A 26,637-nucleotide genomic window follows, 5' to 3' on the forward strand; every position below is an offset into this window, starting at 1 on the left:
TTAGCCGCGAAGAGGCCGGTACAGGCTGATTCAGGCCTTGAAGGCCCGGATAAACAACTCCACCACCTCGCGCACATGCGCCTCGGCCTCATCCCCCTCCAGCGGCCCGGCACACCCCAGCAACAGCCGGTAATCCGGCGCGCCCTTGACCAGGCAGAAGAAGTGCTCCGCCGCCTGCAACGGATTTGCAATCCGCAGCATTCCCCGCTCGTCGATCCCGCGCAGCAAGGCTTCCATCCCTGCCAGCACCCGCTTGGGCCCTGCTTCATAGAAGTACTCGCCGAACCTTGGGTCCTGGCTGCCCAGCGCCATGATCAGGCGGCTGAGCTTGACTGCTTCGTCGCTGCTGATCAGTGCCTGGAAGCTGCGGCCAATGTTCAGCAACACCTCCTCCACCGCCGCCCCTTCGGGATACTCGAACATCAGGTCGGGCAACTGGTTCTGGCAAGTCGCCATGACCGCGGAGCCGAACAGCGTCTGCTTGTCGGTGAAGTGGCTGTAGACCGTGAGCTTTGAAACACCTGCCGCCGCAGCGACCGCATCCATGCTGGTGTTGGCGTAGCCAAGGCTGAGGAACAGGGCCTTGGCGGCTTCGAGGATGGCCTCGCGCTTGGCCAGGTCCTTGGGCCGGCCCGGGCCGATGGGTGCGTCGTTGGACATTGGAATCCGCATCTGGATGAAGGGGCGCCCATCTTACCGGCTCGAACCGCTTCCGGCTGCAGGTCGCGACCCTCGTTAATGTTGATTTTCTTTCCGACGCCGGCTTCCCGGCCTCGGTTCCCTGACTTAATATACTCGCCAGTATAAATATTCGACGTGCTCTTCGCGAAAGGATTCATCATGTTGCGCCATGCCTTGTCCCTCGCTCTGCCCGCTGCCGCCGCACTGTTGCTGGCCGCCTGCGGCCAGGAAGCCGCCCCGCCTGCCGCGCCGCGCCCGGCCCTGGTGGTGCAGCCGCAGCCGGCAGAAGCCGCTGCCGACAGTTACCCCGGCGAAGTGCGCGCGCGCTTCGAGCCCGAACTGGCCTTCCGCATCGGCGGCAAGGTCAGCAAGCGCCTGGTGGAGGAGGGGCAGCGGGTCAAGGCCGAGCAGCCGCTGGCCGAACTTGACCCACAGGACGTGCGCCTGCAGCTGGAGGCCAACCGTGCCCAGCTGGCGGCGGCCGAGGCCAACCTGTCGCTGGTGCGCACCGAGCGCGACCGCTACCAGAAGCTGCTGGATCGGCAGATGGTCAGCCACTCCCAGTACGACAATGCGGAAAACCTCTACCGCGCAGGCCTCGCCCGCCTGAAGCAGGCCAAGGCCGAGTTCGACGTGGCCGGCAACCAGGCCGACTACGCCGTGTTGCGTGCGCCGCAGGCAGGCGTCATCGCCAAGCGTCAGGTTGAAGTCGGCCAGGTGGTCGCCGCCGGGCAAACCGTGTTCACGCTCGCCGCCGACGGTGAGCGTGAAGTGGCCATCGGCCTGCCGGAACAGCAGTTCGCGCGCTTTGCCGTGGGCCAGGCTGTCAGTGTCGAATTGTGGTCGCACCCCAACGAGCGCTTCCAGGGGCGCATTCGCGAATTGTCGCCCGCGGCCGACCCGCGCTCACGCACGTTCGCCGCACGCATTGCCTTCACCTCGGCCAAGGTGCCTGCCGAGCTGGGCCAGAGCGCGCGGGTGTTCATTGCCCATGACGGGGTGATTCCGCTGGCGGTGCCGTTGTCGGCAGTGACTGCGGAAAACGGCCAGGCCTATGTCTGGCGGGTCAACAAGGACAGCCGCCTGGAGCGCGCCGTGGTGCGCCTGGGGCCTTATGGCAGCGAAACCGTGCCGGTGCTCGAGGGCCTGGCGCCGGGCGATTGGGTAGTCGCCGCCGGCGGCCACGTGCTGCGCGAGGGGCAGGAGGTGCGGCCGGTAGATCGCACCAACCGCGTGGTGAACCTGACGGCCAAGGAGTAAGTCCCGATGGGTTTCAACCTTTCCGCATGGGCGTTGCGTAACCGCCAGATCGTGCTGTTCCTGATGATTCTGCTGGCTGCCATCGGCGCCATGTCCTACACCAAGTTGGGGCAGAGTGAAGACCCACCGTTCACCTTCAAGGCCATGGTCATTCGTACCCTGTGGCCAGGGGCCACGGCCGAAGAAGTGTCGCGTCAGGTGACCGAGCGCATCGAGAAGAAGCTGATGGAGACCGGCGAGTACGAGAAGATCGTCTCGTTCTCGCGCCCGGGCGAGTCGCAGGTGACCTTCATGGCCCGCGACTCGCTGCATTCCAAGGACATTCCCGAGCTGTGGTACCAGATCCGCAAGAAGGTCGCGGACATCCGCCACACCCTGCCGCCAGAGATCCAGGGGCCGTTCTTCAACGACGAATTCGGTACCACCTTCGGCAATATCTATGCGCTGTCCGGCGCCGGCTTCGACTATGCGGTGCTCAAGGACTACGCCGACCGTATCCAGATCCAGCTGCAGCGGGTCAAGGACGTGGGCAAGGTCGAGCTGATCGGCCTGCAGGACGAGAAGATCTGGATCGAGCTGTCCAACCTCAAGCTGGCCACCCTCGGCGTGCCGCTGGAGGCAGTGCAGCAGGCGTTGCGTGAACAGAACGCGGTCAGCACCGCCGGCTTCTTCGAAACCCCCAGCGAGCGCCTGCAACTGCGGGTAAGCGGCCGCTTCGACAGCGTGGATGAGATCCGTCAGTTCCCCATCCGGGTGGGCGACCGCACCTTCCGCATCGGCGATGTGGCCGACGTGCACCGTGGCTTCAACGACCCGCCCGCACCGCGCATGCGCTTCATGGGTGAGGATGCCATTGGCCTGGCGGTGTCGATGAAGGACGGCGGCGACATCCTGGTACTCGGCAAAGCCTTGGAGGGCGAGTTCGAGCGCCTGGCGCGCAACTTGCCTGCCGGCATGGAGCTGCGCAAGGTCTCCGACCAGCCGGCGGCGGTCAAGGCCGGGGTCGGCGAGTTCGTCCAGGTGCTGGTCGAGGCGCTGGTGATCGTGCTGCTGGTGAGCTTCTTCTCCCTCGGCCTGCGCACCGGCCTGGTGGTGGCCTTGGCCATCCCGTTGGTGCTGGCCATGACCTTTGCCACCATGCACTACTTCGGCATCGGCCTGCACAAGATCTCCCTGGGTGCGCTGGTGCTGGCGCTGGGCCTGCTGGTGGATGACGCGATCATTGCCGTGGAGATGATGGCGATCAAGATGGAGCAGGGCTTCGATCGTCTCAAGGCTGCCAGCTACGCCTGGACCAGCACGGCGTTCCCGATGCTCACCGGTACGCTGATCACGGCGGCGGGCTTCCTGCCGATTGCCACGGCGGCCTCGAGCACCGGCGAATACACCCGCTCGATCTTCCAGGTGGTGACCATCGCGCTGTTGACCTCGTGGGTCGCGGCGGTGGTCTTCGTGCCTTACCTGGGCGAGCGGCTGCTGCCGGACCTGGCCAAGCTGCATGCCGCCCGCCATGGCAAGGACGGGCATGCCCCTGACCCGTACGGCACGCCGTTCTACCAGCGCGTGCGGCGTGTGGTGGAGTGGTGCGTGCGACGGCGCAAGACAGTGATCCTGCTGACCATTGCCGCCTTTGTCGGCAGTATTCTGCTGTTCCGCTTCGTGCCCCAGCAGTTCTTCCCGGCCTCGGGGCGCCCGGAGCTGATGGTCGACCTGAAGCTCGCCGAAGGCGCCTCGCTGGCCAATACCGCCGAGCGGGTCAAGCAACTGGAAGCGCTGCTCAAGCAGCAGGACGGCATCGACAACTATGTAGCCTACGTCGGTACTGGTTCGCCGCGCTTCTACCTGCCGCTGGACCAGCAGTTGCCAGCCGCCAGCTTTGCCCAGTTTGTGGTACTGGCCAAGTCGATGGAAGACCGCGAGCGCCTGCGCAGCTGGCTGATCAGCACCGTCGACCAGCAGTTCCCCGACCTGCGTGCCCGCGTGACGCGCCTGGAGAACGGCCCGCCCGTGGGCTACCCGGTACAGTTCCGGATCACCGGCGAACATATCGAAAAGGCCCGTGCCCTGGCCCGCGAAGTGGCGGACAAGGTGCGCGAGAACCCGCATGTGGTCAACGTGCACCTGGACTGGGAAGAGCCGAGCAAGGCGGTATTCCTGGAGATCGATCAGGACCGCGCACGTGCCCTGGGCGTGAGCACCGCGCAGCTGTCGAGCTTCCTGCAGAGTTCGCTGACTGGCACCACGGTCAGCCAGTACCGCGAGGACAACGAACTGATCGAGATCCTCTTGCGCGGCACCCAGCAGGAGCGCGGCGAGCTGGGCAACCTCGGCAGCCTGGCGCTGCCCACCAACAACGGCCAGAGCGTGGCACTGTCGCAGGTGGCCACGCTGGAATACGGCTTCGAGGAAGGCATCATCTGGCACCGCAACCGCCTGCCGACGGTGACCGTGCGTGCCGACATCTATGACAAGGAGCAGCCGGCGACGCTGGTGAAGCAGATCCTGCCGACCTTGCAGGAGATCAAGGCCAAGCTGCCGGATGGCTACCTGCTGGAAGTGGGCGGCACGGTGGAGGACTCGGAGCGCGGACAGAAGTCGGTGAATGCCGGTATGCCACTGTTCATCGTGGTGGTGCTGAGCCTGCTGATGATCCAGCTGCGCAGCTTTTCGCGCACTGTGATGGTGTTCCTCACCGCGCCATTGGGGCTGATCGGCGTGACCTTGTTCCTGCTGGTGTTCCGCCAGCCGTTCGGCTTCGTCGCCATGCTCGGCACCATTGCCCTGGCGGGGATGATCATGCGCAACTCGGTGATCCTGGTGGACCAGATCGAGCAGGATATCGCTTCCGGGCTGGACCGCTGGCAGGCGATCATCGAGGCCACGGTACGGCGCTTCCGGCCGATCGTGCTGACCGCGCTGGCGGCGGTGCTGGCGATGATTCCGTTGTCGAGGAGCGTGTTCTATGGGCCGATGGCGGTGGCGATCATGGGCGGGTTGATCGTGGCGACGGCGTTGACCTTGCTGTTCCTGCCGGCGTTGTATGCGGCGTGGTTCAGGGTCAAGAAGGGCTGAAGATTGCAGGGGAGGGCTTCGCCCTCCTTTCGCGGGCAAGCCCGCTCCCACAAGGACGCCACAGTTTTCAAGCTTGAGGTGTTCCTGTGGGAGCGGGCTTGCCCGCGAATGGCTGCAACACTGCCTTCAGAGGGCGCCGAAGACCTTCTTGGCCAGGCTGGTCGCTGCCTGTGCCGGGTTCTGGCGAATGCTCTCTTCCTGCTTGGCAATCATCTCGAACAGGCCATCCAGCGCCTTCTCGGTCACGTAGTTCTCGATGTTGGCGTCATCCTTGATCAGCCCCAGGCCTTTGGCCTGACCGGCAAAGGCATTGTACTGCTGGGCGAGACCGACCTTGTCGGTGGCCTGCTTGACGATCGGCAGGAACTTGGCGCGGATCTGCTCGCGGCTGCTCTTGTTCAGGTACTGGGTGGCCGAGTCGTCACCGCCGCTGAGGATGCCCTTGGCATCGGTCACGGTCATCTTCTTCACGGCATCCACCAGAATCGCCTGGGCCTGCGGCACCGCGGCTTCGGCGGCCTTGTTCATGCTGGTTTCCAGGGCGTCGACCTGGTCACCCTTGCCGAACATCTTCATGGCCTTGGCGGCTTTGCCGAGGTTGCCCGGCAGTTCGATGCGCACATCAGGGTTGTTGCTGAAGCCGCCTGGCGTGCTCAACTGCTTGACGGCTATCTGCGCACCCTGGGTGAGGGCATCCTTCAGGCCGCCGGTGGCGTCGGACTGGCTCAGGTCGCCAAGCGACAGGGCCAGGGCGCTGGCCGACAGCAGCAGGCCGGCGCACAGGGTAGAGAAGCGCAGGGAGGCGCGAATCATGAGTATTTCCTTATCGATGAAGTGGGGCGGGCTCAGCGCACCGGGTCGACTTTGACCCGTACCGGCTGCTGGTCGCTGCCGTCAAGTGCGACGCCGTGGTGTTCGGTGTTGATGAACAGCAGCTTGCCATCCAGCTCGATCCGCGCGCTGACCGCGTAGCGGTGGCCGGGCTTGACCTGGGCCGGGTCGTAGGTGAGGTGGAATGGCAGCGGCACGTTGCCTTTGACCGGGCCGGCCTGGCGGGCCAGGGTCACGGCGGGGGCGTCCATCAGCGAGACATCCTGCAACTCGACGCTCAAGGTGGCGGCAGGCGGCAGGGCGATGCGCTGCAGGTAGAAGACTTCGCCATCCAGGCTGGCCTGGGTGGACGGGGTTTGGCTGGAACAGGCTGCGAGCAGGGATGCGCAACACAGCATAAAGAGCTTTTTCATGGAATCTCCGGTGTGTCCTTGGAGCTGGCTTGTGGCCAACCCCAGGGACTTTAGCGGATTTCCCCGGCAGATGTGACCTCAAATGGCCGCGGTGGCCAGTGAGTCCTCACGGTGCAACGCCACCTGGCGGATCGACAGGCGCAGTTCAGCCGACAGCACACGCTTGGCTACGCCCTCGGCCAGTTCGCCGAGCTTGTCGTGATAACCCAGCTTGCCGTTGCCATCCGGGCGCAGCACGCCTTGCTCGATGAGGGTCTGGATGAAGTGGCGGAACAGGGTCTTGTCGAAGAACTCCGGGGCGTTGAGGCCATGCAGGATCGACAGGCGCTGGGCCATCATCACGCACAGGTCTTCCAGCGCTTCGGCGCTCAGGGAGTTCTGGCCGCTGTTGAGCAGCAGCGACGTGGCCATGTAGAAGCGCTGCAAGGTCTGGGTGATGGTGCGGGCGAGCAGGGTCAGCAGCACGAACTGGCGTGAGCTCGGTGCCGGTCGCATGTACAGGCCATTCTCGTGGCGCAGCAGGCCTTGTTCGACCAGTGCTGCCAGCCATTGGTCGATCACCTCGTCCAGCTGCTCCGGCGTCCAGCGCAGGAACAGCTCGGCCTGCAGGTACGGATACAGCGCATGCACGTACTGGCCGAGCAGTTCGCGGCTCATCCGCGAGCTGCTGAGGAAGAAGCTCGCCAATAGTGCAGGCAGGGCGAAGATGTGCAGGACGTTGTTGCGGTAATAGGTCATCAGTACCGCGTTGGCTTCATCCAGGTAGAGGATGCGACCCAGGGCGTCCTTCTGCTCGGCCAGCAGGTCCATGCCGCGGACGTGCTCGATCAGGGCCTGGCCGTCGCCGTCGGGCAAGGTGGTGTGCTCGGAGTAGGGCACCTGGCGCAGCAAGGCCAGGTACAGGTCGAGCACACGGGTCAGGGCGCGTTCGTCCAGCGCCAGGCGGCTGGTGGAGAGCAGTGCCAGGGCCACCAGGTTCACCGGGTTTACCGCCGCCGCCTCGTTCAGGTGGCGGGCCACGGTCTCGCCCAGGCGGGTGGTGGTCTCGTTGAGCCAGGCCGGGCGGTATTGCGGGCCCAGTTCCTGCTCGCGCCAGCCGGGTTGCTGCTCATCGAGGAAGCCAGCCAGGCGGATCGGCTCGCCGAAGTTGACATACACCTGGCCGAAGCGCTGCTTCAGTGCGCCAAAGACCTTGAAGATGTCGAAGATCGACTCCTTCTTCTTGCTCGCCCCACGCAGTTCGCCGAGGTAGGTACGGCCTTCCAGCACGCGCTCGTAGCCGATGTACACCGGCACGAAGACGATCGGTGTGCGCGACGAGCGCAGGAAGCTGCGCAGGGTGATCGCCAGCATCCCGGTGCGCGGCTGCAGCATGCGCCCGGTGCGCGAGCGGCCACCTTCGACGAAGTACTCCACCGGGAAGCCCTTGGTGAACAGGGTGTGCAGGTACTCGTTGAACACCGCCGTGTACAGCGGGTTGCCCTTGAACGTGCGGCGCATGAAGAAGGCGCCGCCACGGCGCAGCAGGCCGCCGATCACCGGCATGTTGAGGTTGATGCCGGCGGCGATGTGCGGCGGCGTCAGGCCATTGCGGAACAGCAGGTACGACAGCAGCAGGTAGTCGATGTGGCTGCGGTGGCAGGGCACGTAGATCACTTCGTGGCCCGGGGCGATGCCTTGCACCTGCTCGATGTGGTTGACCTTGATACCGTCGTAGATCTTGTTCCAGAACCAGCTCAGCACCACTTCCAGGAAGCGGATTGCGGTATAGGTGTAGTCCGAGGCGATCTCGTTGCCATAGCGCAGCGCCTGGGCTTCGGCCTTGGCCACGGGCATGTTTTCGCGCTGGGCTTCCTCGGCGATGGCCTGGCGGACCAGGGGTGCATGCACCAGGCCCTTGACCAGGTTGCGCCGGTGCGAGATGTCCGGGCCGATCACTGCGGTCTTGAGGTTGCGAAAGTGCACGCGCATCAGGCGCTGGGCCATGCGCACGGTGCGCTCGTGGCCCTTGTTGTGCTGCACCAGTTCACGCAGGTGGATCGGCGCGGAGAACTGCACGCGGGTCTTGCGCCCCAGGATCAGTACGGTCAGCAGCCGGCGCAGGCGCCCGGTCACGGCCCAGCTGTCGGCAAACAGCAGCTTCCACGGGCTGTTTTCACTGGCCGGTGTCTGCCCCCAGAACACACTGACCGGAATGATCTGGGCGTCTTCCTCGGCGTGCTGGCTGATGGCGGCGACCAGGCGCTCCAGAGTCGGCGGGGCGCCGCGCTTGTCGTGGCGGCCCAGCCAGTCAGGGTCCGGGGTCAGGTAGAAGAATGCGGCAGGTTCCTGCAGCGGGCCGACGGCCACCGGCAGCACCGGGCGCGGCAGCCCTGCTTTGGTGCATTCACGGTCGACCACCGCCAGGTCGGTGAGCGATGGCGAGGGCAGGGCATAGAACACCGGGCGGCTGCGGTCGAGCTTGAGGGTCAGCGACGACTGGTTGATGGTCTCGGAGCGCACCCACAGGTACATCAGGCGACGCAGGGCGCCGAAGATCAGGCGGCGCAGGGGGGAACGGGTCATGGGGTGAGTGCCCTGGGTATGAATTTCAGAGGTTGGACAGCCATTTAGTCTGCCGTATCGGCGCAAGTTCAGCAAAATTCGGCAAATAGCGCGACGGTCATGAAATTTTTTTGTTCTGTGTCATATACTCGGCCTGCCACTTGCAGGATATTTCGGCAAGCGGCGTCGACATAGGGAGGACACCCTGTGTCTACAAGGCGATCTTCACAATAAAAATCCGGAGTAGTTCAGATGTCGTCTCGTGAGACTGGGAATGTTAAGTGGTTCAACGATGCCAAAGGTTATGGCTTCATTCAGCGCGAAGGTGGTGCGGATGTCTTCGTCCACTATCGGGCGATCCGCGGTGAGGGGCATCGTACCCTGGTCGAAGGGCAGCGGGTGGAATACGCCTGTGTGCAGGGCCAGAAAGGCCTGCAAGCCGAGGACGTAGTCGGGCTCTGAGCCTCATGTGGTAAGCCTCAAGCTGCAAGTTGACCGTGTGACTTGCAGCCTGAAGCAACCGGTTTCAGCTAGTGCGCCAGGTGATTTCCTCTTCACCATCGGCGCTGATGCGGATCCAGCGATCGGCATCTTCTTCACCGTCTTCCTCGACCCAGCCACCCGGCGCGCAACGCACTTCGACGTTCAGCGCGGCGAACGCGGCGCGGGCGCAGGCGACGTCATCGGCCCATGGGGTCTGGTCGCTTTCCAGGTAGAGGCTGTTCCATTTCCCTACAGCCTTGGGTAACCAAGTGACCGGAATGTTACCGGCCTGGCATTTGAAGGTCTGGCCTTTCTGCTTCCATTCGCTGCACGGGCCGATTGCCTGGCTGAGCCACTCGGCAATCTGCTTGTGGTCGACGTCGGCGTCCTTCAGGTAGATCTCGATATCGGGTTGGCGCATAAGGGCTCCGGGTGTGCTCAGTGCTGGCGCACGAAATAGTCATAACGCATGGAAACCGTCACCTCGAACGGCTCGGGCTGCTCGATCACCCGGGCGCGTTTCTCGGCGCTGGCGCGCCAGCCGTGGGGGGTCATCGCCAGCAGGTCGGCACGGGCCTTGGGTTCGGCCAGGCTCAGGCGGAACTCGAGGGTTTCGCTGTGGGCGTGGGCCATGCCCTCGGGCACCAGGGCCAGGTGCTTGTCGTCGGCGTAGGGGCGCACTTCATCGTAGAGCACTTCGCGCAGCTCCATCAGGTGGCCGCTGGTCGGGCCCACACGCATCAGGCCGCCACCGGGGCTGAGCAGGCGCTTGGCCTCGTCCCAGTCCAGTGGGCTGAACACGCTGGCGATGAACTGGCAGCTGGCATCGGCCAATGGCACGCGGGCCATGCTGGCGACCATCCAGGTGACGTCGGGCGCGCGGCGACAGGCGCGCTTGACCGCCTCGCGGGAAATGTCCAGGGCATAGCCATCGGCGGCCGGCAGGGCCTGGGCAATCTGGGCGGTGTAGTAACCCTCACCGCAACCGATGTCCAGCCAGGCGCCGGGCTGGCGCTCGGCGGCCAACTCGGCCAGGCGGCGGGCCACCGGTGCGTAGTGGCCGGCGTCGAGGAAGTCGCGGCGGGCTTCGACCATGGCCTGGTTGTCGCCTGGGTCACGGCTGTTCTTGTGCTGCACCGGCAGCAGGTTCAGGTAACCCTGGCGGGCGCGGTCGAAGCGGTGGCCGGCCGGGCACACCACGCCGTTGTCGAGCCGCGACAGGGCTGCCTGGCAGAGGGGGCAGGCGAGCATCAGGCGAGCAACCGGACCAGGGTCTGGTAGTAGATTTCGGTCAGCAGGTCGAGGTCGCTGGCCAGAATCCGCTCGTCGACCTGGTGGATGGTGGCGTTGACCGGGCCGAGTTCGACCACCTGGGTGCCCATGGTGGCGATGAAGCGGCCATCGGAGGTGCCGCCGCTGGTCGACGGCTGGGTTTCGCGGCCGGTGACGCCCTTGATGCTGGCCGCCACTGCGTCGAGCAGGTCGCCCGGTTCGGTGAGGAATGGCAGGCCCGACAGCGCCCAGTCGACCGACCAGTCCAGCTCGTGCTTGTCGAGGATCGCCGAGACCCGCGCCTGCAGGCCTTCGACGGTCGATTCGGTGGAGAAGCGGAAGTTGAACAGCGCGGTCAGCTCGCCCGGGACCACGTTAGTGGCGCCGGTGCCGGAGTTGAGGTTGGAGATCTGGAAGCTGGTCGGCGGGAAGAATGCGTTGCCTTCGTCCCAGTGCTCGGCAGCCAGTTCCGCCAGGGCCGGGGCGGCCAGGTGGATCGGGTTGCGCGCCAGGTGCGGGTAGGCCACGTGGCCTTGTTTGCCGCGCACGGTCAGCTTGGCGCCAAGCGAGCCGCGACGGCCATTCTTGACCACGTCACCGAGCAGGGTGGTGCTCGACGGCTCGCCGACGATGCACCAGTCCAGGCGCTCGTTGCGTGCCTTCAGGCGCTCGACCACGGCCTTGGTGCCGTGGTGGGCCGGGCCTTCCTCGTCGCTGGTGATCAGGAAGGCGACCTTGCCGCGGTGGTTGGGGTAGTCCTGCACGAAGCGCTCGCTGGCAATCACCATCGACGCCAGGCTGCCTTTCATGTCGGCGGCGCCACGGCCGCAGAGCATGCCGTCGGCGTCGATCAGCGCCTCGAACGGCTCGTGCTGCCACTGCTGCACCGGGCCGGTGGGGACCACGTCGGTATGGCCGGCGAAGCACAGCACCGGGCCTTCCTGGGTACCGTGGGTGGCCCAGAAGTTGTCGACGTCTTCGAAGCGCATCGGCTCCAGCTGGAAGCCCACGGCGCCCAGGCGATTCATCATCTGCGCCTGGCAGTCGGCATCGACGGGGGTGACCGAGGGGCGACGGATCAGGTCGCAGGCCAGTTGAAGGGTAGGCGAGAGCTCGGCAGGGGCCGTCATGGGGGACTCCGGGGCAAGGCAAGGCGGGGAAATCTGAGGGGCGTTATCTTATATCAAACCGTCGGGCCAATGGGGCGCAAAGCGCCCCAAAAAATCTCAAGCCTGCTGCGGCTCTGCGGCCTTCTCCGCAGGCTTGGGCAGCGACGACAGGAACGCCATCACCAGTGCCGCCACATACGGCAACGACTGCACCAGCAACATCGCGACCCAGAAGCGCATGTCCGAACTCGGCAGCCCCTGCACCAGGAAGATGCCCAGCGCCGCACCCCACAACATCAACATGATGAACAACTCTTCCCGGGCTTCGGAAATCGCCACCAGCAAGCCATGGCTGTCGGCATTCTTCGGCGTGCGGAAGAACGGCATGCTGCTGGTGAAGAACCCGTACAGCACCGCCTTGGCGATGGTGTGCGACAACGCCAGCCCCGCCAGTGCCGCGGCAAAGGCATCCTTGAGGTTCACCCCCACCGCGCGGCGGTAGAGGAAGATGATCTTGCCGACCTTGAAGAAGAACAGCGCCAGCGGCGGGATGGCGAAGATCATCAGCGGCGGGTCGACCCGGTGCGGCACGATGATCATCGCCGCCGACCACAGCAGGGCACCGACGGTGAAGAAGATGTTCATGCCATCGGCCACCCACGGCAGCCAGCCGGCCAGGAAGTGGTAGCGCTGGCCACGGGTCAGCTCGCTACCCTTGCCGCGCAGCAGGGCGCTGGCGTGGTGCTTGATGATCTGGATGGCACCGTAGGCCCAGCGGAAGCGCTGCTTCTTGAAGTCGATGAAGGTGTCGGGCATCAGGCCCTTGCCATAGCTGTTGTGCGAATAGGCAGCCGACAGGCCTTTCTCGAATACCCGCAGGCCCAGCTCGGCGTCCTCGCAGATGCACCATTCGGCCCAGCCCAGCTCTTCCAGCACGCTGCGCCGGGTCATGGTCATGGTGCCGTGCTGGATGATCGCGTCACGGTCGTTGCGGGTGACCATGCCGATGTGGAAGAAGCCTTTGTATTCGCTGTAGCAGAGCTTCTTGAAGGCACTTTCGTGCTGGTCGCGGTAGTCCTGTGGCGACTGCACCACGGCGATCTTCGGGTCGGCGAAATGCGGCACCATGTGCTTGAGCCAGTTGCGGTCGACGCAGTAGTCCGAGTCGATCACCGCGATCACTTCGGCGTCCTTGGCGGTGTGCGGGATCAGGTAGTTCAGCGCGCCGCCCTTGAAGCCGGCCAGGGGCGCGACGTGGAAGAACTTGAAACGCTCGCCGAGCTTCTCGCAGTGGGCCTTGAGCGGCTCCCACACGGCCGGGTCCTTGGTGTTGTTGTCGATCACCAGGACTTCATAGTCCGGGTAATCCAGCGCTGCGAGGGCGTCGAGGGTCTGTTTGACCATCTCTGGCGGCTCGTTGTAGCACGGCACATGCACCGACACCTTCGGCCTGTAGGCGCTGTCGCCCTGCACCGGCAGGAATTCGCGCCGGCGCTTGTGAATCCACACCGCCTCGGCCAGCTCGTGGGCTTCGGTCATCAGCACGATGAACACGCCCAGCGCACCCAGCGCCAGCAGCACGCCGACCGTCAGGCTGAACCAGGTACTGTATTGCTGGCTGTAGTCATAGGCGATCCACACCAGCACCGACCCGCACAGGAAGGTGATGAAGGTCAGGAAGGTGCGCCCGCGCTGGCGTAGGGCCGAGCCGTCGATCAGCAGTACGGCCAGGGCGATCATCGCCAGCACCACCGAGGCCACCGCCAGGGCCCGCCACTGCGGGATCGCCACCACCGGCCCCTCGAAGTTGAACTTCTGCTGGCGCTCGGCGTTGTACACGCCCCAGTAGGCACCCACCGAGCCTTCGTCGTTGGCCTTCCACGGCTGGTCGTAGGCCTCGATGACGAAGTAGTTGTAGCCTCGGCGGTTCAGGGTGTTGACCAAGGTGCGCAGGTAGATTGCCTGGTCGGCCTGGGTGGCGTCGGCGCCACCGCGCATGCGGCCGTTGCTGGGCCAGCCGACTTCCGACAGCAGCAGCGGCTTGTGCGAGAACTGGTGGCGCAGCTCACGGGCGCGGTCGAGAACGAATTGCACCGAGTCTTTCATCGGCACGAATTCCCAGTACGGCAAGATGTGCGCGGCGATCAGGTCGACGTGCTTGGCCAGTTCCGGGTGTTCCTTCCAGATGTGCCACTGCTCGCTGGTGGTGACCGGTACCTTGACGGCGGCACGTACCCGATCGAGGTACTGGATCAGCTCTTCGGGCGTGACTTCCTCGCGGAACAGCGCTTCGTTGCCGACCACCACCCGCACCACGCTGCGTGAGTGGTTGGCCAGCTCGATGCCTTTTTCGATCTCGCGCTCGTTGCGCTCCAGGTCCTTGCTGATCCAGATGCCCAGGGTCACCCGCAGGCCGAATTCCTCGGCCAGCCGGGGGATTTCGGCCTGAGTGCCCTCGACGGTATAGATGCGGATGTTGTCGGTGAGCTTGTTCAACTGCTCCAGGTCCTGGCGTATCTCGTCCTCGCTGGGGTACTGGCCCTTTTGCGGGCTCTCCCCAAGGCGGAACGGCGAGTACGAGAAGCCGGAGATCTGTTCCGGCCAGGCAGGTGCGGAGACTGGGCGATTGATCAGCGCCCAGAACCCGGTGAACAGCGCGGCGATGGCCAGGACCACCACCAGGTTGAGGCCGAATTTGCGAGATGACATTGTGGTCCGTTTCTGTCCAAGTGATAGGACATTAAAGCAGTAATGGTAGGGTGTTTCCTAACGATGGAGGTCAGAGCGGCCGCTGGCCTATAATGCGCGCCGTTTTTCGGGCATGAGTTTCGGGGTAGCAACATGAGCACAGAAGATCCACGCTTTGCCGGCGTCGCCCGGTTGTATGGCGACGAGGGCCTGCAACGGCTGAGCAACGCCCATGTGGCGGTGGTCGGCATCGGCGGGGTCGGCTCGTGGGCGGCCGAAGCCTTGGCGCGCAGCGGCGTGGGCGAAATCACCCTGTTCGACCTGGACGATGTCTGCGTCAGTAACACCAACCGCCAGGCCCATGCCCTGGAAGGCCAGGTCGGGCGGCCCAAGGTCGAGGTGATGGCCGAGCGCCTGCGGGCGATCAATCCGGCGATCACGGTCCACGCGGTGGCGGATTTCGTCACCCGTGAGACCATGGCCGAGTACATCACCGAAGAGATGGATGCGGTGATCGACTGCATCGACAGCGTGATGGCCAAGGCGGCGCTGATCGCCTGGTGCCGGCGCCGCAAGATCGCCATCGTCACCACCGGTGGTGCGGGCGGGCAGATCGACCCGACGCAGATCCAGGTCGGCGACCTCAACAAGACCTTCAACGACCCGCTGGCCTCGCGGGTGCGCTCCACCCTGCGCCGGGACTACAACTTCTCGCGCAATACCAGCCGCAACTATGGCGTGCCGTGTGTGTTCTCCAGCGAGCAGCTGCGTTATCCGAAGGGAGATGGCAGTGTCTGCCTGCAGAAGAGCTTTGTCGGTGAAGGCGTGCGCCTGGACTGCGCGGGGGGCTTTGGTGCGGTGATGATGGTGACCGCGACGTTCGGCATGGTCGCGGCGAGCAAGGCGATCGAGAAGCTGGTGGCCGGAACGCGGCGGCCTTCAGAGCGGGTCAAACCTGAATAAATTGCATGTGCTTCTTCGCGGGCACGCCCGCTCCCACAGGTGAAGCGTTGCTCTCGGGCCTGGCGCTATCCCTGTGGGAGCGGGCGTGCCCGCGAAGCAGGCGCCGCCGATTCATCAGGTGGTCGCCAATTCCGCCATCCGCAACAACACCGCATGCAGCCCGTTGCTGCGCGATGGCGACAGCTGCCGCTCCAGCCCCAGCTGGGTGAACCACTCACGCAGGTCCAGCCCGGCCAGTTCCCCACTGGCCAACCCTTGAACCCGCGCCAGCAGCAGCGCCAGCAGCCCGCGCAACAACCGCGCATCGCTGCTCGCCTTGAAGTGCCACTGCCCCTCGTCCAGTTCCGCCACCAGCCACACCAGGCTTTCACAGCCATGCACCCGGTTGCTCTCGGACTTTTCCGCCTCGCTCAACGGCTCCAGCCGATCGCCCCACTGCATCAGCAGCCGCGCCCGTTGTTCCCAGCCACGCGCCTGTTCGAAGCTTTCCAGCGCTTCCCGGGCTGGTTGAGGCAGCGTCATCGCAGCAACTCCAGGCCTTGGTCCAGCGCCGTGAAGAACCGTTGCAGGTCGTCACTGTCGTTGTACAGCCCCAGCGACACCCGAATCGCCCCTTCCAGTCCCAGCCCCTTGAGCAGCGGCATGGCGCAGTGATGCCCGGCGCGTACGGCAATGCCTTGCTCGGTCAGCATATGGGCAATGTCGGCGTTGTGTACGCCTTCGATGACGAAGCTGGCCAGGGCCGCTTGTGGTGTGCCCAGGACGCGCACGCCCTCGCGGTCGGCCAGGCCGCGCAGCAGGTGCTGGTGCAGACTGGTTTCGTGGGCCTCAACGGCATGGGGATCAAGGCTGGCCAGGTAATCCAGTGTCGCGCCCAGCCCGATCACCCCGGCGATCGGCGGCGTGCCGGCCTCGAAGCCCAGCGGTGCGGGACGGAAGCTGGCGCTCTGGTAGTCGGCCAGTTGCACCATTTCACCGCCGAACTGCCAGTGGTGCAGCAGCTCCAGCGCCTGAGTGCGACCGTACAGCACGCCGACACCTTCCGGCCCATACAGCTTGTGGCTCGAGAATACGTAGAAGTCGCAGCCCAGCTGCTGCACATCATGGCGGCCATGGACCACGCCCTGGGCGCCATCGACCACGGTCAGCGCGCCCTGTGCACGGGCGTGGGCCAGCAGCGCAGGCAGCGGTTGCCAGGTGCCGAGCACGTTGGACAGCTGGCTGACGGCGAGCACACGGGTGCGCGGGCCGATCAGCTGCAATGCCTGATCCAGGTCGATACGACCATGCTCGTCCAGCGGCAATACCACCAGGCGCAGGTCGCGGCGACGGGCCAGTTGCTGCCACGGCAGCAGGTTGGCGTGGTGCTCGAGGGCGCTGATGGCAATCTCGTCGCCTGCTTCGAAACGGTGTTCCAGGCCATAGGCCAGCAGGTTCAGCGCCGAGGTGGCGCCATGGGTGAAGACTATCTGCCGGGAGTCTGCGGCATTGAGCCAGGCGGCCACCTTGTCGCGGCTGGTCTCGAAGGCCTGGGTTGCCAGTGCGCCGGGCAGGTGCTGGGCGCGGTGCACGTTGGCGGCGCCGTGGCCGTAGTAATGGCTCAGGGCATCGAGCAATGCCTGGGGCTTCTGGGTGGTGGCGGCGCTGTCCAGGTAGGTCTGGTGCTGCCGTTGCAGGGCGGCGATGGCGGGGAAATCGGCGCGCCAGGGGGAGGGCTGGAACATGTTCGCGGGGCCTGGAATGAAAATCGGGTCTGGCGCATGCACGCCAGACCCGATCTTAACACTTCAAACCGCCAAGGGTTCTCAGTTGTGGGCGTGCAGCGCCTCGTTCAGCTCGATGGCCGACTTGTGGGTCTTGCACTCCACGGCGCCGTTCAGCGAGTTGCGGCGGAACAGCAGGTCGGTCTGGCCGGCCAGGTCGCGGGCCTTGACCACTTTCACCAGCTCGTTGTTCTCGTCCAGCAGGTTCACCTTGGTGCCAGCGGTGATGTACAGGCCGGCTTCGACGGTGTTGCGGTCACCCAGCGGGATGCCGATACCGGCGTTGGCGCCGATCAGGCAGCCTTCGCCGACCTTGATGACGATGTTGCCGCCACCGGAAAGGGTGCCCATGGTCGAGCAGCCGCCGCCCAGGTCCGAGCCCTTGCCGACGAATACGCCAGCGGAAACGCGGCCTTCGATCATGCCTGGGCCTTCGGTGCCAGCGTTAAAGTTGACGAAGCCTTCGTGCATGATGGTGGTGCCTTCGCCGATGTAGGCGCCCAGGCGTACACGGGCGGTGTCGGCGATACGCACGCCGGCCGGGACCACGTAGTCGGTCATTTTCGGGAACTTGTCCACCGAGAACACTTCCAGCAGCTCGCCCTTCAGGCGCGCTTCCAGTTGCAGTTCCGCCAGTTCGCTCAGGTCGACGGCGCCCTGGTTGGTCCAGGCCACGTTCGGCAGCAGCGGGAAGATGCCCGCCAGGCTCAGGCCGTGCGGCTTGACCAGGCGGTGCGACAGCAGGTGCAGCTTGAGGTAGGCCTCTGGGGTCGAAGTCAGCGCGGCATCTTCGGCCAGCAGGGTGGCGACCAGCGGCTTGTGGCTTTCGGCCAGGCGGGTAAGCAGGGCAGCCTGGGCGGCGTCGACGCCTTTCAGGGCTTCAGCCAGCTGGGCAGCCTGGGCGGTGGTGAAGGCGATGGCCTGGTTGCCACCTTCGTAGCCGAGGATCGGCGCTACTGCGGCAACCAGCTCGGCGCTCGGGTTGAGCAGGGGTTGTGCGTAGAACACTTCCAGCCAGGTGCCCTGGCGGTTCTGGGAGCCGACACCGAAGGCCAGGCTGAACAGGGTATTGGACATGTGATTACCTCGTGCGAAATAGGGTAGGGGCTCAGGCCAGCGCGGCGGCGTACAGGTCTGGCTTGAAACCGACCAGGGTGCGCTCGCCAAGGTCGAGCACCGGGCGCTTGATCATCGACGGTTGGGCGTGCATCAGTTCGACGGCCTTGGCCTGGTCGAGGTCGGCCTTGCTGGCGTCGTCGAGCTTGCGGAAGGTGGTGCCGGCACGGTTGAGGATGACTTCCCAGCCGTGTTCGTCGCACCAGCGGTTCAGGCTGTCGCGGTCGATGCCTTGGGTCTTGTAGTCGTGGAATTCGTAGGCGATGGCTTTGTCTTCGAGCCAGGTACGCGCCTTTTTCATGGTGTCACAGGCTTTGATGCCGTAAAGAGTGTAAGTCATTGAATTTAAAGGGGCTGGGATTCCTCCCCAAAACCTCCCCAATATCTCCCTAAAATTAGTCGCAGGATTATGCGACATCGATCTACTCAGCGCCACGGCTGTCGCGGTTTAGATCGGTCATCTTGGCCGAGCGGTGATCCAATAGTCGCTGCGCGTCTCGCCCCTCATCCTCGTGCAGGCGCGCTGGCAGCGACGCTGTCGGTGGAACGTCGGCGGGTTGGCGCCCTGGTCGAGGCCGAGTTTCTCTGCTGCCCTGTCCCGATCGATACAAAGAAGCTGGTCAGGTCGCATTTGAGGTAGAAGCCCAAGCGCGACCAGTTCTACGTCTGACTGCGGATCTGCGCTTGCATCCGCTTACCGGCGTACAGAATGCCGCGACCTGGGATACAGGCGCAGCTGTCCGCTATGAAGCTGCGCTCGATAGCGGGGCCGGTGTGGTTGGCCAAGGCCTTCGAGCAAGATCCGGGCGACGCCATGCTGGAGGCTGGCCCGCGGCACCGAAGCTGAAAGGCGGAGAGAGTGAGCGCTCGAGCGACATGATCATGTTGCCGTCTCAGTTCTACGACATTAACCGCTGGGGTCCGGATGGACAGCGCGCACGCACCGTCGCTGGAAGAAAGGCGTCGAGAATATGCTGGATGAAATGATAGGTGAGGCCTTGAAGGCCGCGGCACAGGAACTGGACTTCGAGGGATTGCTTATGTTGTCGGCGCCATAATGCTCAAGTTATCGGTGATGGCTATTTGGTGGCGTAGCGTTCAGAATGCAGCCTTTTTGCCTAATCGCCATGGAGAGCGATATGAGTGGTGTGGTTGTACAACGAAAGCGAGGTGTTAAATTTCTCTTGGGGCTTGGCGTTTTCTTTATTCCTCTCATTTTCTCTTGGTTCCTTTTGAGAAAAGGGCATTCCACGCTTGCTAGAATTCTGGGATTTGCGTGGCTGGCTGCTGGGCTTCTCATCTTGGCTTCGGCGGCCTACCGAACGATTTCAGCTGCGAACATTGAGGCACCTGCCGGGCCCCTGAAGACCTATCTCTCTTCTCAAATTGCGGCCAGCTATGACGAGAACACCGTTGCAGCGGACATGAAGTTCAAGGAGCAGCGAGTGAAGGTGAGCGGTAAGGTAACGGATGTCAGCACTGATTTCCTGGGTTACCCTTATTTGGAAATGGCCGGAACAAACACAGACGTTGGTCCGCAGTTCAAATTCGCCAAGTCAGATGCCCAGGTCGTGGCGGCGGTGAAGAAGGGATTGACAGTCCATGTGATTTGCACGGGGCAAGGCGAAGTCGCCGAAACGCCAATGTTCGACAATTGCAAGATCTTGAGTACCTATCATTCCGTTCAGATTGCTGCCAGCTATGAAGAGGACACCGCTAAAGCGGACATGAGGTTCAAGGGGAAGCGAGTAGAGGTGAGCGGCGAGGTAACGGATATCAACACTGATTTCCTGGGTTACCCTTATTTGGAGATGGTTGGAACAAACCCAGGCTATGGCCCGCAGTTCAAGTTCGCCAAGTCAGATGCGCTGGTTGTGGCAACGGTCAAGAAGGGATCGACAGTCCAACTGAATTGTACGGGGCGAGGGAACATCGCCGAAACGCCAATTTTTGAAGACTGCAAGATGGCCAACTGATTTCCGGCCTCTTCACATTGACGCTTGACATCAAAGGCCGCTTGGCCGGCTATTATTCGATCCTGTGATTCCTGCGCGTGTTGAGGAATGTGGCGAGTCCTGAAAGAGGTTTACACCTGTTCGGGTAGGCCGCAGGACTCAAAGCGCCCGATGCACTGCATCGGGCGTTTTGTTTTTCAGGGCCATATGGGGCCGTTCTGTGTTGTAGATCTGCACTGCCTCGTCAACCATCTGCCTCGCTTGCTCAAGATCTTCAGGGTTGCTCAACAGCAGCTCCATCTTGAGGATTCCGTTGATTCGCTCGGCCAGCGCCTTCTGGGCTGTGGGGGTCTTCCAGCCAATCGGCGTGCCTATCCCAGTGTTCTCTCACCTTGCCAGAGTGGTTGCGCCGTCGAAGGCTGAAGCTACCGCAGTGATCAACTTAGCTGGCAGCCGGATCAGTGGGCTTACGGTCAGTCTGTGATGTTGGCCTGAGCCTTGGCGAGCAGGTCCTGAATGCCTAACGTTACTCGTTTAGGCTGATTGTGCGGCCAGGCAACAGTATTACAAGCCCGCAGGTTGCGAGTGAGCATCGGTAACGATAGCTGGGTATCATCGTGTTACATATTCATCCGTCACCTGCGACTATCGTGCAGCGGTCTCGTTTCACCAGACCCCGCTAACATATTGTTTCAATGGCGATCTCTCGCCCCCGCTGTCGTTTTTGGTTCACAAAGGAAGCCTTCACGGATGCAGTCCGCCTACACCGTCCTCATTCTGCTGACGCTGGTAAGCGTGTCGAAACTGGTCGGGCGCATGATCCCGTTGCCGTTGCCCTTGGTGCAGATCGCCGCCGGCGCGTTGCTGGCCTGGCCGACCTTGGGCCTGCATGTGGCCCTGGACCCCGAATTGTTCCTGTTCCTGTTCCTGCCGCCATTGCTGTTCGCCGATGGCTGGCGCATTCCCAAGCGTGAGTTGTGGCGCATCCGTGGCCCGGTAGTGGCGCTGGCCGTGGGGCTGGTGCTGTTCACCGTGGTCGGTGCCGGTTACTTCATCCACTGGCTGCTGCCGAGCATTCCGCTGCCGGTGGCCTTCGCCCTGGCCGCGGTGCTGTCGCCCACCGACGCCGTGGCGGTGTCGGCCATCACCCAGGATCGCCTGCCGACCCCGCTGATGCACATGCTGCAGGGCGAGGCATTGATGAATGATGCCTCGGGCCTGGTGACCTTCAAGTTCGCCCTGGCCGCCGCGATTACCGGGGCGTTTTCGCTGGCCGATGCCAGCTTCAGCTTCGTGCTGGTCGCCCTCGGCGGCCTGGCGGTGGGGGTAGCCTTGAGCTGGCTGATCGGTCGCCTGCGCGCCTGGATGATCGCCCGTGGCTGGGATGACCCGGCCACCCACGTGGTCTTCATGCTGCTGTTGCCGTTCGCCGCCTATGTACTGGCCGAGCGCCTGGGTGTATCGGGCATCCTCTCGGCGGTGGCCGCTGGCATGATGCAGAGCTGGCTCGACCTGTTGCCGCGCCAGACCAGCACGCGCCTGCTTAACCGCAGTGTCTGGTCGTTGCTGGAGTTCGCCTTCAACGGGCTTATCTTCTTGCTGCTGGGCCTGCAGTTGCCGGACATCATCAAGGCCGTGGTCAGCCATGAATCGACGGTCTGGCCGACCCTGGCCTGGCGTTGCCTCGATGTGCTGGCGATCTTCGCTGCGCTGATCCTGTTGCGGTTTGTCTGGGTGCAGAGCATCTGGCGGGCCATTGGCGTGGTGCGGCGCTGGCGTGGCAAGCCAGCGCTGGTGCTGATGCCCACGGCGCGCTCGTGCTGGCTGCTGACCCTGGGAGGAGTGCGCGGAGCGGTCACCCTGGCCGGCGTGATGTCAGTACCCTTGTTGATTGGCGCAGGCCAGGCCTTCCCTGAACGCGACCTGCTGATATTCATCGCGGCCGGTGTCATCCTGCTGTCATTGATCAGTGCCTGTATTGCCTTGCCATTCCTGCTGCGCGGCATCGTCAAAAGTCCTGACGAGCGCCTGCATCAGGAAGTGCAGGACGCCTGGAGGCGTACGGTGGAGGCGGCGATCCATGCGCTGGAGGCAGAAGAAGTGATCGATGCCAGTGCGCCTCAGGATGCGACACAGGCGACCTTGGCCACCGAGCTGAAAGCACGGTTGATGGCTGAATACCGGGATGAGCTGGACAGCTACAACGACACGGCCGAGGCACGGGCATTGGCCGAACAGATGGACTTGCTGGAGCGGCGCTTGCGCTTGCGGGCGCTGCGGGCGCAGCGGCTGGAGCTGTACAACCTGCATCGCCAGCATCTGGTGGGCGATGAGGTGGTCAGGCAGGTGCTGGGTGAGCTGGATTTGAGTGAGGCGAACCTGGGGCAGGTCAGGTAGACCTGTTGAGGGCCATTCGCGGGTAAACCCGCTCCCACAAGTTTGCACCGCATTCGCGGCTGGCGCTGTACCGGAGGGAGCGGGTTTACCCGCGAATGGGGCGCAAAGCGCCCCCGGGCCAATCAGCGGTTTTGCAGGAAGGCGCGAATCCGCTCGGCCGCCTCGATGCACTCGGCCAGCGGTGCAACCAGTGCCATGCGTACGCGGCCGGCCCCTGGGTTCACACCGTCGACTTCACGTGACAGATACGACCCCGGCACCACGGTCACATGCTGGGCCTCGAACAGGTCGCGGGTGAACTCGGCATCACCACCCGGCACCTTGGCCCACAGGTAGAAGCTGCCATCCGGACGCTGCACGTCGAGCACCGGCTGCAGGATGTCGAGCACGGCATCGTACTTGGCACGGTATTGATCACGGTTCTCGCGTACATGCGCCTCGTCCTGCCAGGCGGCGATGCTGGCGAGCTGGGTCTGTACCGGCATGGCGCAGCCGTGGTAGGTGCGGTACAGCAGGAACGGCTTGATGATTTCGGCGTCGCCGGCAACAAAGCCCGAACGCAAGCCTGGCAGGTTGGAACGCTTGGACAGGCTGTGGAACACCACACAGCGCTTGAAGTCGCTACGGCCCAGTTCGGCGCAAGCGCTCAGCAGGCCCGGTGGCGGCGCATCTTCGTCGAAGTACAGCTCGCTGTAGCACTCGTCGGCGGCGATCACGAAGTCGTGCTCGTCGGCCAGGGCAATCAGCTTCTTCAGGGTGTCCATCGGCACCAGGGCGCCGGTGGGGTTGCCTGGCGAGCACAGGAACAGGATCTGGCAGCGCTTCCATACCTCGACCGGCACGGCGTCGAAGTCCGGGTTGAAACCGTTGTCTTCCAGGCAGGGCAGGTAATGCGGGGTGGCACCGGCCAGCAGGGCTGCGCCTTCGTAGATCTGGTAGAACGGGTTGGGGCTGACCACCAGGCCGTCATCGGCGCGGTTGACCACGGCCTGGGTGAAGGCGAACAGCGCCTCGCGGGTGCCATTGACCGGCAGAATGTGGCGGTCAGCGTCCAGCCAGCCGGCCGGCACGCCGAAACGGCGCTCGCACCACTGGCCGATGGCCTGGCGCAGGGCCGGCAGGCCGAGGGTGCTTGGGTACACGGCCAGCTTGTCGAGGTTGTCGGCCATGGCCTGGGCGACGAACGCCGGCGATTCGTGCTTTGGCTCACCGATCGACAGGGCGATGGCGCGTTTGTCCGCCGCAGGCTTCACGGTGCCCAGCAGGGCGCGCAGTTTCTCGAACGGGTAGGGCTGAAGCTGGGTCAAGGCATGGTTCATCGGCGCAAGGTCTCGTCAATCGTCTAATCGTTAAAAAGTCACGCGGGTCGGGCTGGCATCGCTGGCCTGGCCGGCCTGCAGCTGCTGCACGATGGCCTCCTGCAGGCGGCTGCACAGCTGCGGGTCGGACAGCGGCTGGTTGTCGGCATCGGTGATGAAGAACACGTCTTCCACCCGCTCGCCGAGGGTGGCGATCTTGGCGTTCTGCAGCGACAGGTCGAACTCCAGGAAGATCCGCCCGATCCGGGCCAGCAGGCCGGGGCGGTCCGGTGCGGTGATCTCGAGGATGGTCACCGGGCGCTGGGCATCGTTGAGGATGGTGACCTGCGGCGGGAAGTTGAAGTGCTTGAGCTGGCGCGGCACCCGGCGCTGGATGATGGTCGGGTAGTCCTCGGGGTTGCGCAGTGCTTCGGTCAGGCCGTCGCGGATCTGCTTGACCCGCTGCGGGTTGTCGCCGATCGAGCCGCCATCGTTGTCGAGCACGATGTAGGTGTCGAGGGTGAACTGGCTGCTCGAGGTGATGATCCGCGCATCATGGATGTTCAGGTTCAACTGCGACATGGCGGCCACGGTCACGGCGAAGAAGTCGTGCTGGTCGGGTGCGTAGATGAAGATTTGCGTGCCGCCCTCGAATTCGCGCTGGGTGGTTTCCTTGATCAGCACCAGTGGCCCGCCATCGGCCGGCTGCTGGAGGATGGCGTCGCTGTGCCAGGCCACGTCGGCAGCGTTGTGCTTGAGGAAGTAGTCATCGCCCAGCTGCGACCACAGCTGCTCGACATCGTCCGGGTCGGTGCCCTCGCGCACGAGGATGTCCAGCGCGGCCGACTGGGTCTGGCGGATCTGTTCCTCGCGGTCCAGCGGGTTTTCCAGGCCGCGGCGCAGGGCGCGCTTGGTCTCGGTGTAGAGCTGGCGCAGCAGGCTGGCGCGCCACGAGTTCCACAGGCTGGGGTTGGTGGCGTTGATGTCGGCCACGGTCAGCACATAGAGGTAGTCCAGGCGCGTCTCGTCGCCCACGTGCAGGGCGAAGTCGTTGATTACCTGCGGGTCGGACAGGTCCTTGCGCTGGGCGGTGGTCGACATCACCAGGTGGTTTTGCACCAGCCAGACGATCAGCCGACTGTCCCAGGCCGGCAACTGGTGGCGTTCGCAGAACTTCTGCGCATCCACCGCGCCGATCTCGGAGTGATCGCCCTGGCGACCCTTGCCGATGTCATGGTACAGGCCGGCCAGGTAAATCAGCTCAGGCTTGGGCAGGCGGCCCATGAGCTTGCTGGCCAGCGGGAATTTCTCGGACACCGGTGTGTACTGCAGCTTGCGCAGGTGCTTGATGAGGTTGAGGGTGTGCGCATCGACCGTGTAGATGTGGAACAGGTCGTGTTGCATCTGCCCGACGATCAGGCCGAATTCCGGCAGGTAGCGGCCGAGGATGCCGTAGCGGTTCATCCGCCGCAGGTTGCGGTGGATGCCGATTTCGCACTTGAACAGCTCGATGAACAGGCTGGTGTTGCGGATATCGTTGCGGAAGGTGTCGTCGATCAAGTGCCGGTGTTCGCGCAGCAGGCGCACGGTGTCGGCGCGCACGCCCTTGATCTCCGGGTGCTGGGCCATCAGCACGAAGATCTCCAGCATGGCGAACGGGGTGCGCTTGAACACGTTCGGGCTGACCGCCTCGATGTAGCCGTCGTGCAACCGGAAGCGTGCATTCAAAGGCTGCGTGGCGCCGCTGTCGTCATCGGCGAGGATGACTTCCTCGAAGTGCTGGATGATCAGGTCGCACAACTGGCTGATGCTCATCACCACCCGGTAGTACTGCTGCATGAACTGCTCGATGGCGCGCTTGGGGTTTTCATCGCTGTAGCCGAGCAGTGCTGCGATGCTGCGCTGGTGGTCGAACAGCAGGCGGTCTTCGGCGCGGCCGGCGAGCATGTGCAGGGCGTAGCGCACTTTCCACAGGAAGTCCTGGGACGAGGCCAGCAGTTCGTTCTCGCTTTCCAAAAGGAAGCCTTCGCCGGCCAGGGCGTGCAGGTTCAGCGTGCCGTACTGGCGGCGGGCCACCCAGAGCACCGTCTGGATGTCGCGCAGGCCACCGGGCGAGCCTTTGACGTTGGGCTCGAGGTTGTACTCGGTGTCGTTGTACTTGTGGTGGCGGGCCTTGAGTTCGGCGCGCTTGGCCAGGAAGAACTCCTTGCTTGGCCACATGTAGGTGGTGCTGGTCACCTCGAGCATGCGTTGGCGCAGGTCTTCTGGGCCGGCAATGGTGCGGCTTTCCATCAGGTTGGTGATTACCGTCAGGTCGGCGCGGGCCTGTTCGGCGCATTCGCCGACGGTGCGCACGCTCTGGCCGACCTCCAGGCCGATGTCCCAGAGCAGGGTGAGGAAGCGCTCGATGGCCTCGCGGTACTGCTCATGCTCGGCGGCGCCGAGCAGGATCAACAGGTCGATGTCCGAATGCGGGTGCAGTTCACCGCGGCCATAGCCGCCAACCGCCACCAGGGCGATACCGCTCGGGTCGCCCCAGTCGAACTGGTTCCAGGCCTGCTGCAGGATGTTGTCGACGAGCCAGGCGCGGGCTTCGATCAGCGGGCGGATTTCGCAGCCTGTGCGAAAACGCTTGTCGAGCACCTCGCCGGCCTGGCGGATGGCTTTCTTGAAGGCGGCGATGGGGCTCGCCTTGAGGGCCAGTTCCGCCTGGAACTGGCCGCGGTCGAACAGCTCGGGATCCACCTGGGGCATCGCGTCGCGTTCCTGTCTGGAGGTTGCCTTGGGTGCAA

Annotated in this window: 20 protein-coding genes and 2 pseudogenes; 6 read left to right on the forward strand and 16 right to left on the reverse strand. The window is 64.1% G+C overall.

The window, feature by feature from the left end; genetic code table 11:
• Nucleotides 1-30 precede the first annotated feature (30 nt).
• The gene (locus J7573_RS21695; RefSeq protein ID WP_294340215.1) at nucleotides 31-672 is read right to left on the reverse strand and encodes a TetR/AcrR family transcriptional regulator; all 642 of its coding nucleotides are present in this window, start codon (nucleotides 670-672) and stop codon (nucleotides 31-33) included.
• 168 nt (nucleotides 673-840) lie between these two features.
• Between J7573_RS21695 and J7573_RS21700 the strand changes: the two genes are divergently transcribed.
• Entirely contained in the window at nucleotides 841-1,941 is a 1,101-nt protein-coding gene (locus J7573_RS21700; protein ID WP_294340216.1) for an efflux RND transporter periplasmic adaptor subunit, read from the forward strand.
• 6 nt (nucleotides 1,942-1,947) lie between these two features.
• Entirely contained in the window at nucleotides 1,948-5,013 is a 3,066-nt protein-coding gene (locus J7573_RS21705) for an efflux RND transporter permease subunit (protein ID WP_294340218.1), read from the forward strand.
• Between the two features lie 126 nt (nucleotides 5,014-5,139).
• Here the strand turns inward: J7573_RS21705 and J7573_RS21710 are convergent, their stop codons facing one another.
• The 3 genes from J7573_RS21710 to plsB form a co-directional block, all read right to left on the reverse strand.
• A complete protein-coding gene (locus J7573_RS21710) occupies nucleotides 5,140-5,826 on the reverse strand; it encodes a DUF4197 domain-containing protein (protein WP_294340219.1) in 687 nt (228 codons plus the stop codon).
• Between the two features lie 32 nt (nucleotides 5,827-5,858).
• Complete coding sequence (locus J7573_RS21715) at nucleotides 5,859-6,257, reverse strand: YbaY family lipoprotein (RefSeq protein ID WP_294340221.1); 399 nt, start codon at nucleotides 6,255-6,257, stop codon at nucleotides 5,859-5,861.
• 78 nt (nucleotides 6,258-6,335) lie between these two features.
• On the reverse strand, nucleotides 6,336-8,822 hold the full coding sequence (gene plsB / locus J7573_RS21720) for a glycerol-3-phosphate 1-O-acyltransferase PlsB (protein WP_294340222.1): 2,487 nt from the start codon (nucleotides 8,820-8,822) through the stop codon (nucleotides 6,336-6,338).
• Between the two features lie 231 nt (nucleotides 8,823-9,053).
• On the opposite strand from plsB, the gene J7573_RS21725 reads away from it, so the two are divergent.
• Nucleotides 9,054-9,263 (forward strand): cold-shock protein, encoded by a 210-nt coding sequence (locus J7573_RS21725; protein ID WP_003252255.1) that lies wholly within the window; start codon nucleotides 9,054-9,056, stop codon nucleotides 9,261-9,263.
• A 64-nt stretch (nucleotides 9,264-9,327) separates the two neighbouring features.
• On the opposite strand, the gene J7573_RS21730 is transcribed toward J7573_RS21725, so the two are convergent.
• The 4 genes from J7573_RS21730 to J7573_RS21745 all read right to left on the reverse strand — a co-directional run bounded on the left by J7573_RS21730 (nucleotide 9,328) and on the right by J7573_RS21745 (nucleotide 14,374).
• On the reverse strand, nucleotides 9,328-9,705 hold the full coding sequence (locus J7573_RS21730) for a hypothetical protein (RefSeq protein ID WP_085673285.1): 378 nt from the start codon (nucleotides 9,703-9,705) through the stop codon (nucleotides 9,328-9,330).
• Nucleotides 9,706-9,722: 17 nt separating this feature from the next.
• Nucleotides 9,723-10,535, reverse strand: a complete 813-nt coding sequence (locus tag J7573_RS21735) for a putative RNA methyltransferase (protein ID WP_294340249.1) — start codon at nucleotides 10,533-10,535, stop codon at nucleotides 9,723-9,725.
• A complete protein-coding gene (gene dapE, locus J7573_RS21740; RefSeq protein ID WP_294340250.1) occupies nucleotides 10,535-11,686 on the reverse strand; it encodes a succinyl-diaminopimelate desuccinylase in 1,152 nt (383 codons plus the stop codon). The genes J7573_RS21735 and dapE overlap by 1 nt, the downstream gene beginning before the upstream one ends.
• A gap of 96 nt (nucleotides 11,687-11,782) precedes the next feature.
• On the reverse strand, nucleotides 11,783-14,374 hold the full coding sequence (locus tag J7573_RS21745; protein WP_294340252.1) for a glycosyltransferase: 2,592 nt from the start codon (nucleotides 14,372-14,374) through the stop codon (nucleotides 11,783-11,785).
• Between the two features lie 132 nt (nucleotides 14,375-14,506).
• On the opposite strand from J7573_RS21745, the gene tcdA reads away from it, so the two are divergent.
• Nucleotides 14,507-15,316 (forward strand): tRNA cyclic N6-threonylcarbamoyladenosine(37) synthase TcdA, encoded by an 810-nt coding sequence (gene tcdA / locus J7573_RS21750; RefSeq protein WP_294340253.1) that lies wholly within the window; start codon nucleotides 14,507-14,509, stop codon nucleotides 15,314-15,316.
• Nucleotides 15,317-15,430: 114 nt separating this feature from the next.
• On the opposite strand, the gene J7573_RS21755 is transcribed toward tcdA, so the two are convergent.
• From J7573_RS21755 to J7573_RS21775, 5 genes and pseudogenes are all read right to left on the reverse strand, one after another.
• Complete coding sequence (locus J7573_RS21755; protein WP_294340254.1) at nucleotides 15,431-15,838, reverse strand: SufE family protein; 408 nt, start codon at nucleotides 15,836-15,838, stop codon at nucleotides 15,431-15,433.
• Complete coding sequence (locus J7573_RS21760; RefSeq protein ID WP_294340256.1) at nucleotides 15,835-17,040, reverse strand: cysteine desulfurase; 1,206 nt, start codon at nucleotides 17,038-17,040, stop codon at nucleotides 15,835-15,837. Before J7573_RS21760 ends, J7573_RS21755 begins: the two co-directional genes overlap by 4 nt.
• 81 nt (nucleotides 17,041-17,121) lie before the next feature.
• Nucleotides 17,122-18,156, reverse strand: a complete 1,035-nt coding sequence (gene dapD / locus J7573_RS21765; protein ID WP_294340257.1) for a 2,3,4,5-tetrahydropyridine-2,6-dicarboxylate N-succinyltransferase — start codon at nucleotides 18,154-18,156, stop codon at nucleotides 17,122-17,124.
• Between the two features lie 31 nt (nucleotides 18,157-18,187).
• Complete coding sequence (locus tag J7573_RS21770; RefSeq protein ID WP_163986014.1) at nucleotides 18,188-18,535, reverse strand: ArsC family reductase; 348 nt, start codon at nucleotides 18,533-18,535, stop codon at nucleotides 18,188-18,190.
• 260 nt (nucleotides 18,536-18,795) lie between these two features.
• Nucleotides 18,796-18,948 (reverse strand): annotated as a pseudogene (locus J7573_RS21775) (reverse transcriptase); the annotation flags it as partial.
• Nucleotides 18,949-19,334: 386 nt separating this feature from the next.
• On the opposite strand from J7573_RS21775, the gene J7573_RS21780 reads away from it, so the two are divergent.
• A complete protein-coding gene (locus J7573_RS21780) occupies nucleotides 19,335-20,171 on the forward strand; it encodes a hypothetical protein (RefSeq protein WP_294340259.1) in 837 nt (278 codons plus the stop codon).
• 138 nt (nucleotides 20,172-20,309) lie between these two features.
• Here the strand turns inward: J7573_RS21780 and J7573_RS21785 are convergent.
• Nucleotides 20,310-20,489: pseudogene (locus J7573_RS21785) on the reverse strand (transposase); the annotation flags it as partial.
• A gap of 411 nt (nucleotides 20,490-20,900) precedes the next feature.
• On the opposite strand from J7573_RS21785, the gene J7573_RS21790 reads away from it, so the two are divergent.
• Complete coding sequence (locus J7573_RS21790) at nucleotides 20,901-22,547, forward strand: Na+/H+ antiporter (RefSeq protein ID WP_294340261.1); 1,647 nt, start codon at nucleotides 20,901-20,903, stop codon at nucleotides 22,545-22,547.
• A 122-nt stretch (nucleotides 22,548-22,669) separates the two neighbouring features.
• Here J7573_RS21790 and dapC read toward each other — a convergent pair whose 3' ends face one another.
• Complete coding sequence (dapC, locus tag J7573_RS21795; protein ID WP_294340262.1) at nucleotides 22,670-23,866, reverse strand: succinyldiaminopimelate transaminase; 1,197 nt, start codon at nucleotides 23,864-23,866, stop codon at nucleotides 22,670-22,672.
• A 30-nt stretch (nucleotides 23,867-23,896) separates the two neighbouring features.
• Nucleotides 23,897-26,599 (reverse strand): [protein-PII] uridylyltransferase, encoded by a 2,703-nt coding sequence (locus J7573_RS21800; RefSeq protein ID WP_294340264.1) that lies wholly within the window; start codon nucleotides 26,597-26,599, stop codon nucleotides 23,897-23,899.
• Nucleotides 26,600-26,637: the final 38 nt, after the last annotated feature.

This window comes from Pseudomonas sp. (genome assembly GCF_017744435.1).
In the GTDB taxonomy this organism is placed as follows: Bacteria; Pseudomonadota; Gammaproteobacteria; order Pseudomonadales; family Pseudomonadaceae; genus Aquipseudomonas.

Coding starts and splice junctions, on each gene's coding strand:
- tcdA (WP_294340253.1), top strand. CDS start 14,507: ATGAGCACAGAAGATCCACGCTTTGCCGGCGTCGCCCGGTTGTATGGC.
- J7573_RS21745 (WP_294340252.1), bottom strand. CDS start 14,374: ATGTCATCTCGCAAATTCGGCCTCAACCTGGTGGTGGTCCTGGCCATC.
- J7573_RS21705 (WP_294340218.1), top strand. CDS start 1,948: ATGGGTTTCAACCTTTCCGCATGGGCGTTGCGTAACCGCCAGATCGTG.
- J7573_RS21700 (WP_294340216.1), top strand. CDS start 841: ATGTTGCGCCATGCCTTGTCCCTCGCTCTGCCCGCTGCCGCCGCACTG.
- J7573_RS21735 (WP_294340249.1), bottom strand. CDS start 10,535: ATGCTCGCCTGCCCCCTCTGCCAGGCAGCCCTGTCGCGGCTCGACAAC.
- J7573_RS21725 (WP_003252255.1), top strand. CDS start 9,054: ATGTCGTCTCGTGAGACTGGGAATGTTAAGTGGTTCAACGATGCCAAA.
- J7573_RS21790 (WP_294340261.1), top strand. CDS start 20,901: ATGCAGTCCGCCTACACCGTCCTCATTCTGCTGACGCTGGTAAGCGTG.
- dapC (WP_294340262.1), bottom strand. CDS start 23,866: ATGAACCATGCCTTGACCCAGCTTCAGCCCTACCCGTTCGAGAAACTG.
- J7573_RS21695 (WP_294340215.1), bottom strand. CDS start 672: ATGCGGATTCCAATGTCCAACGACGCACCCATCGGCCCGGGCCGGCCC.
- J7573_RS21760 (WP_294340256.1), bottom strand. CDS start 17,040: ATGTTCCAGCCCTCCCCCTGGCGCGCCGATTTCCCCGCCATCGCCGCC.
- J7573_RS21730 (WP_085673285.1), bottom strand. CDS start 9,705: ATGCGCCAACCCGATATCGAGATCTACCTGAAGGACGCCGACGTCGAC.
- J7573_RS21800 (WP_294340264.1), bottom strand. CDS start 26,599: ATGCCCCAGGTGGATCCCGAGCTGTTCGACCGCGGCCAGTTCCAGGCG.
- J7573_RS21780 (WP_294340259.1), top strand. CDS start 19,335: ATGAGTGGTGTGGTTGTACAACGAAAGCGAGGTGTTAAATTTCTCTTG.
- dapD (WP_294340257.1), bottom strand. CDS start 18,156: ATGTCCAATACCCTGTTCAGCCTGGCCTTCGGTGTCGGCTCCCAGAAC.
- J7573_RS21755 (WP_294340254.1), bottom strand. CDS start 15,838: ATGACGCTGCCTCAACCAGCCCGGGAAGCGCTGGAAAGCTTCGAACAG.
- J7573_RS21715 (WP_294340221.1), bottom strand. CDS start 6,257: ATGAAAAAGCTCTTTATGCTGTGTTGCGCATCCCTGCTCGCAGCCTGT.
- plsB (WP_294340222.1), bottom strand. CDS start 8,822: ATGACCCGTTCCCCCCTGCGCCGCCTGATCTTCGGCGCCCTGCGTCGC.
- J7573_RS21710 (WP_294340219.1), bottom strand. CDS start 5,826: ATGATTCGCGCCTCCCTGCGCTTCTCTACCCTGTGCGCCGGCCTGCTG.
- J7573_RS21770 (WP_163986014.1), bottom strand. CDS start 18,535: ATGACTTACACTCTTTACGGCATCAAAGCCTGTGACACCATGAAAAAG.
- dapE (WP_294340250.1), bottom strand. CDS start 11,686: ATGACGGCCCCTGCCGAGCTCTCGCCTACCCTTCAACTGGCCTGCGAC.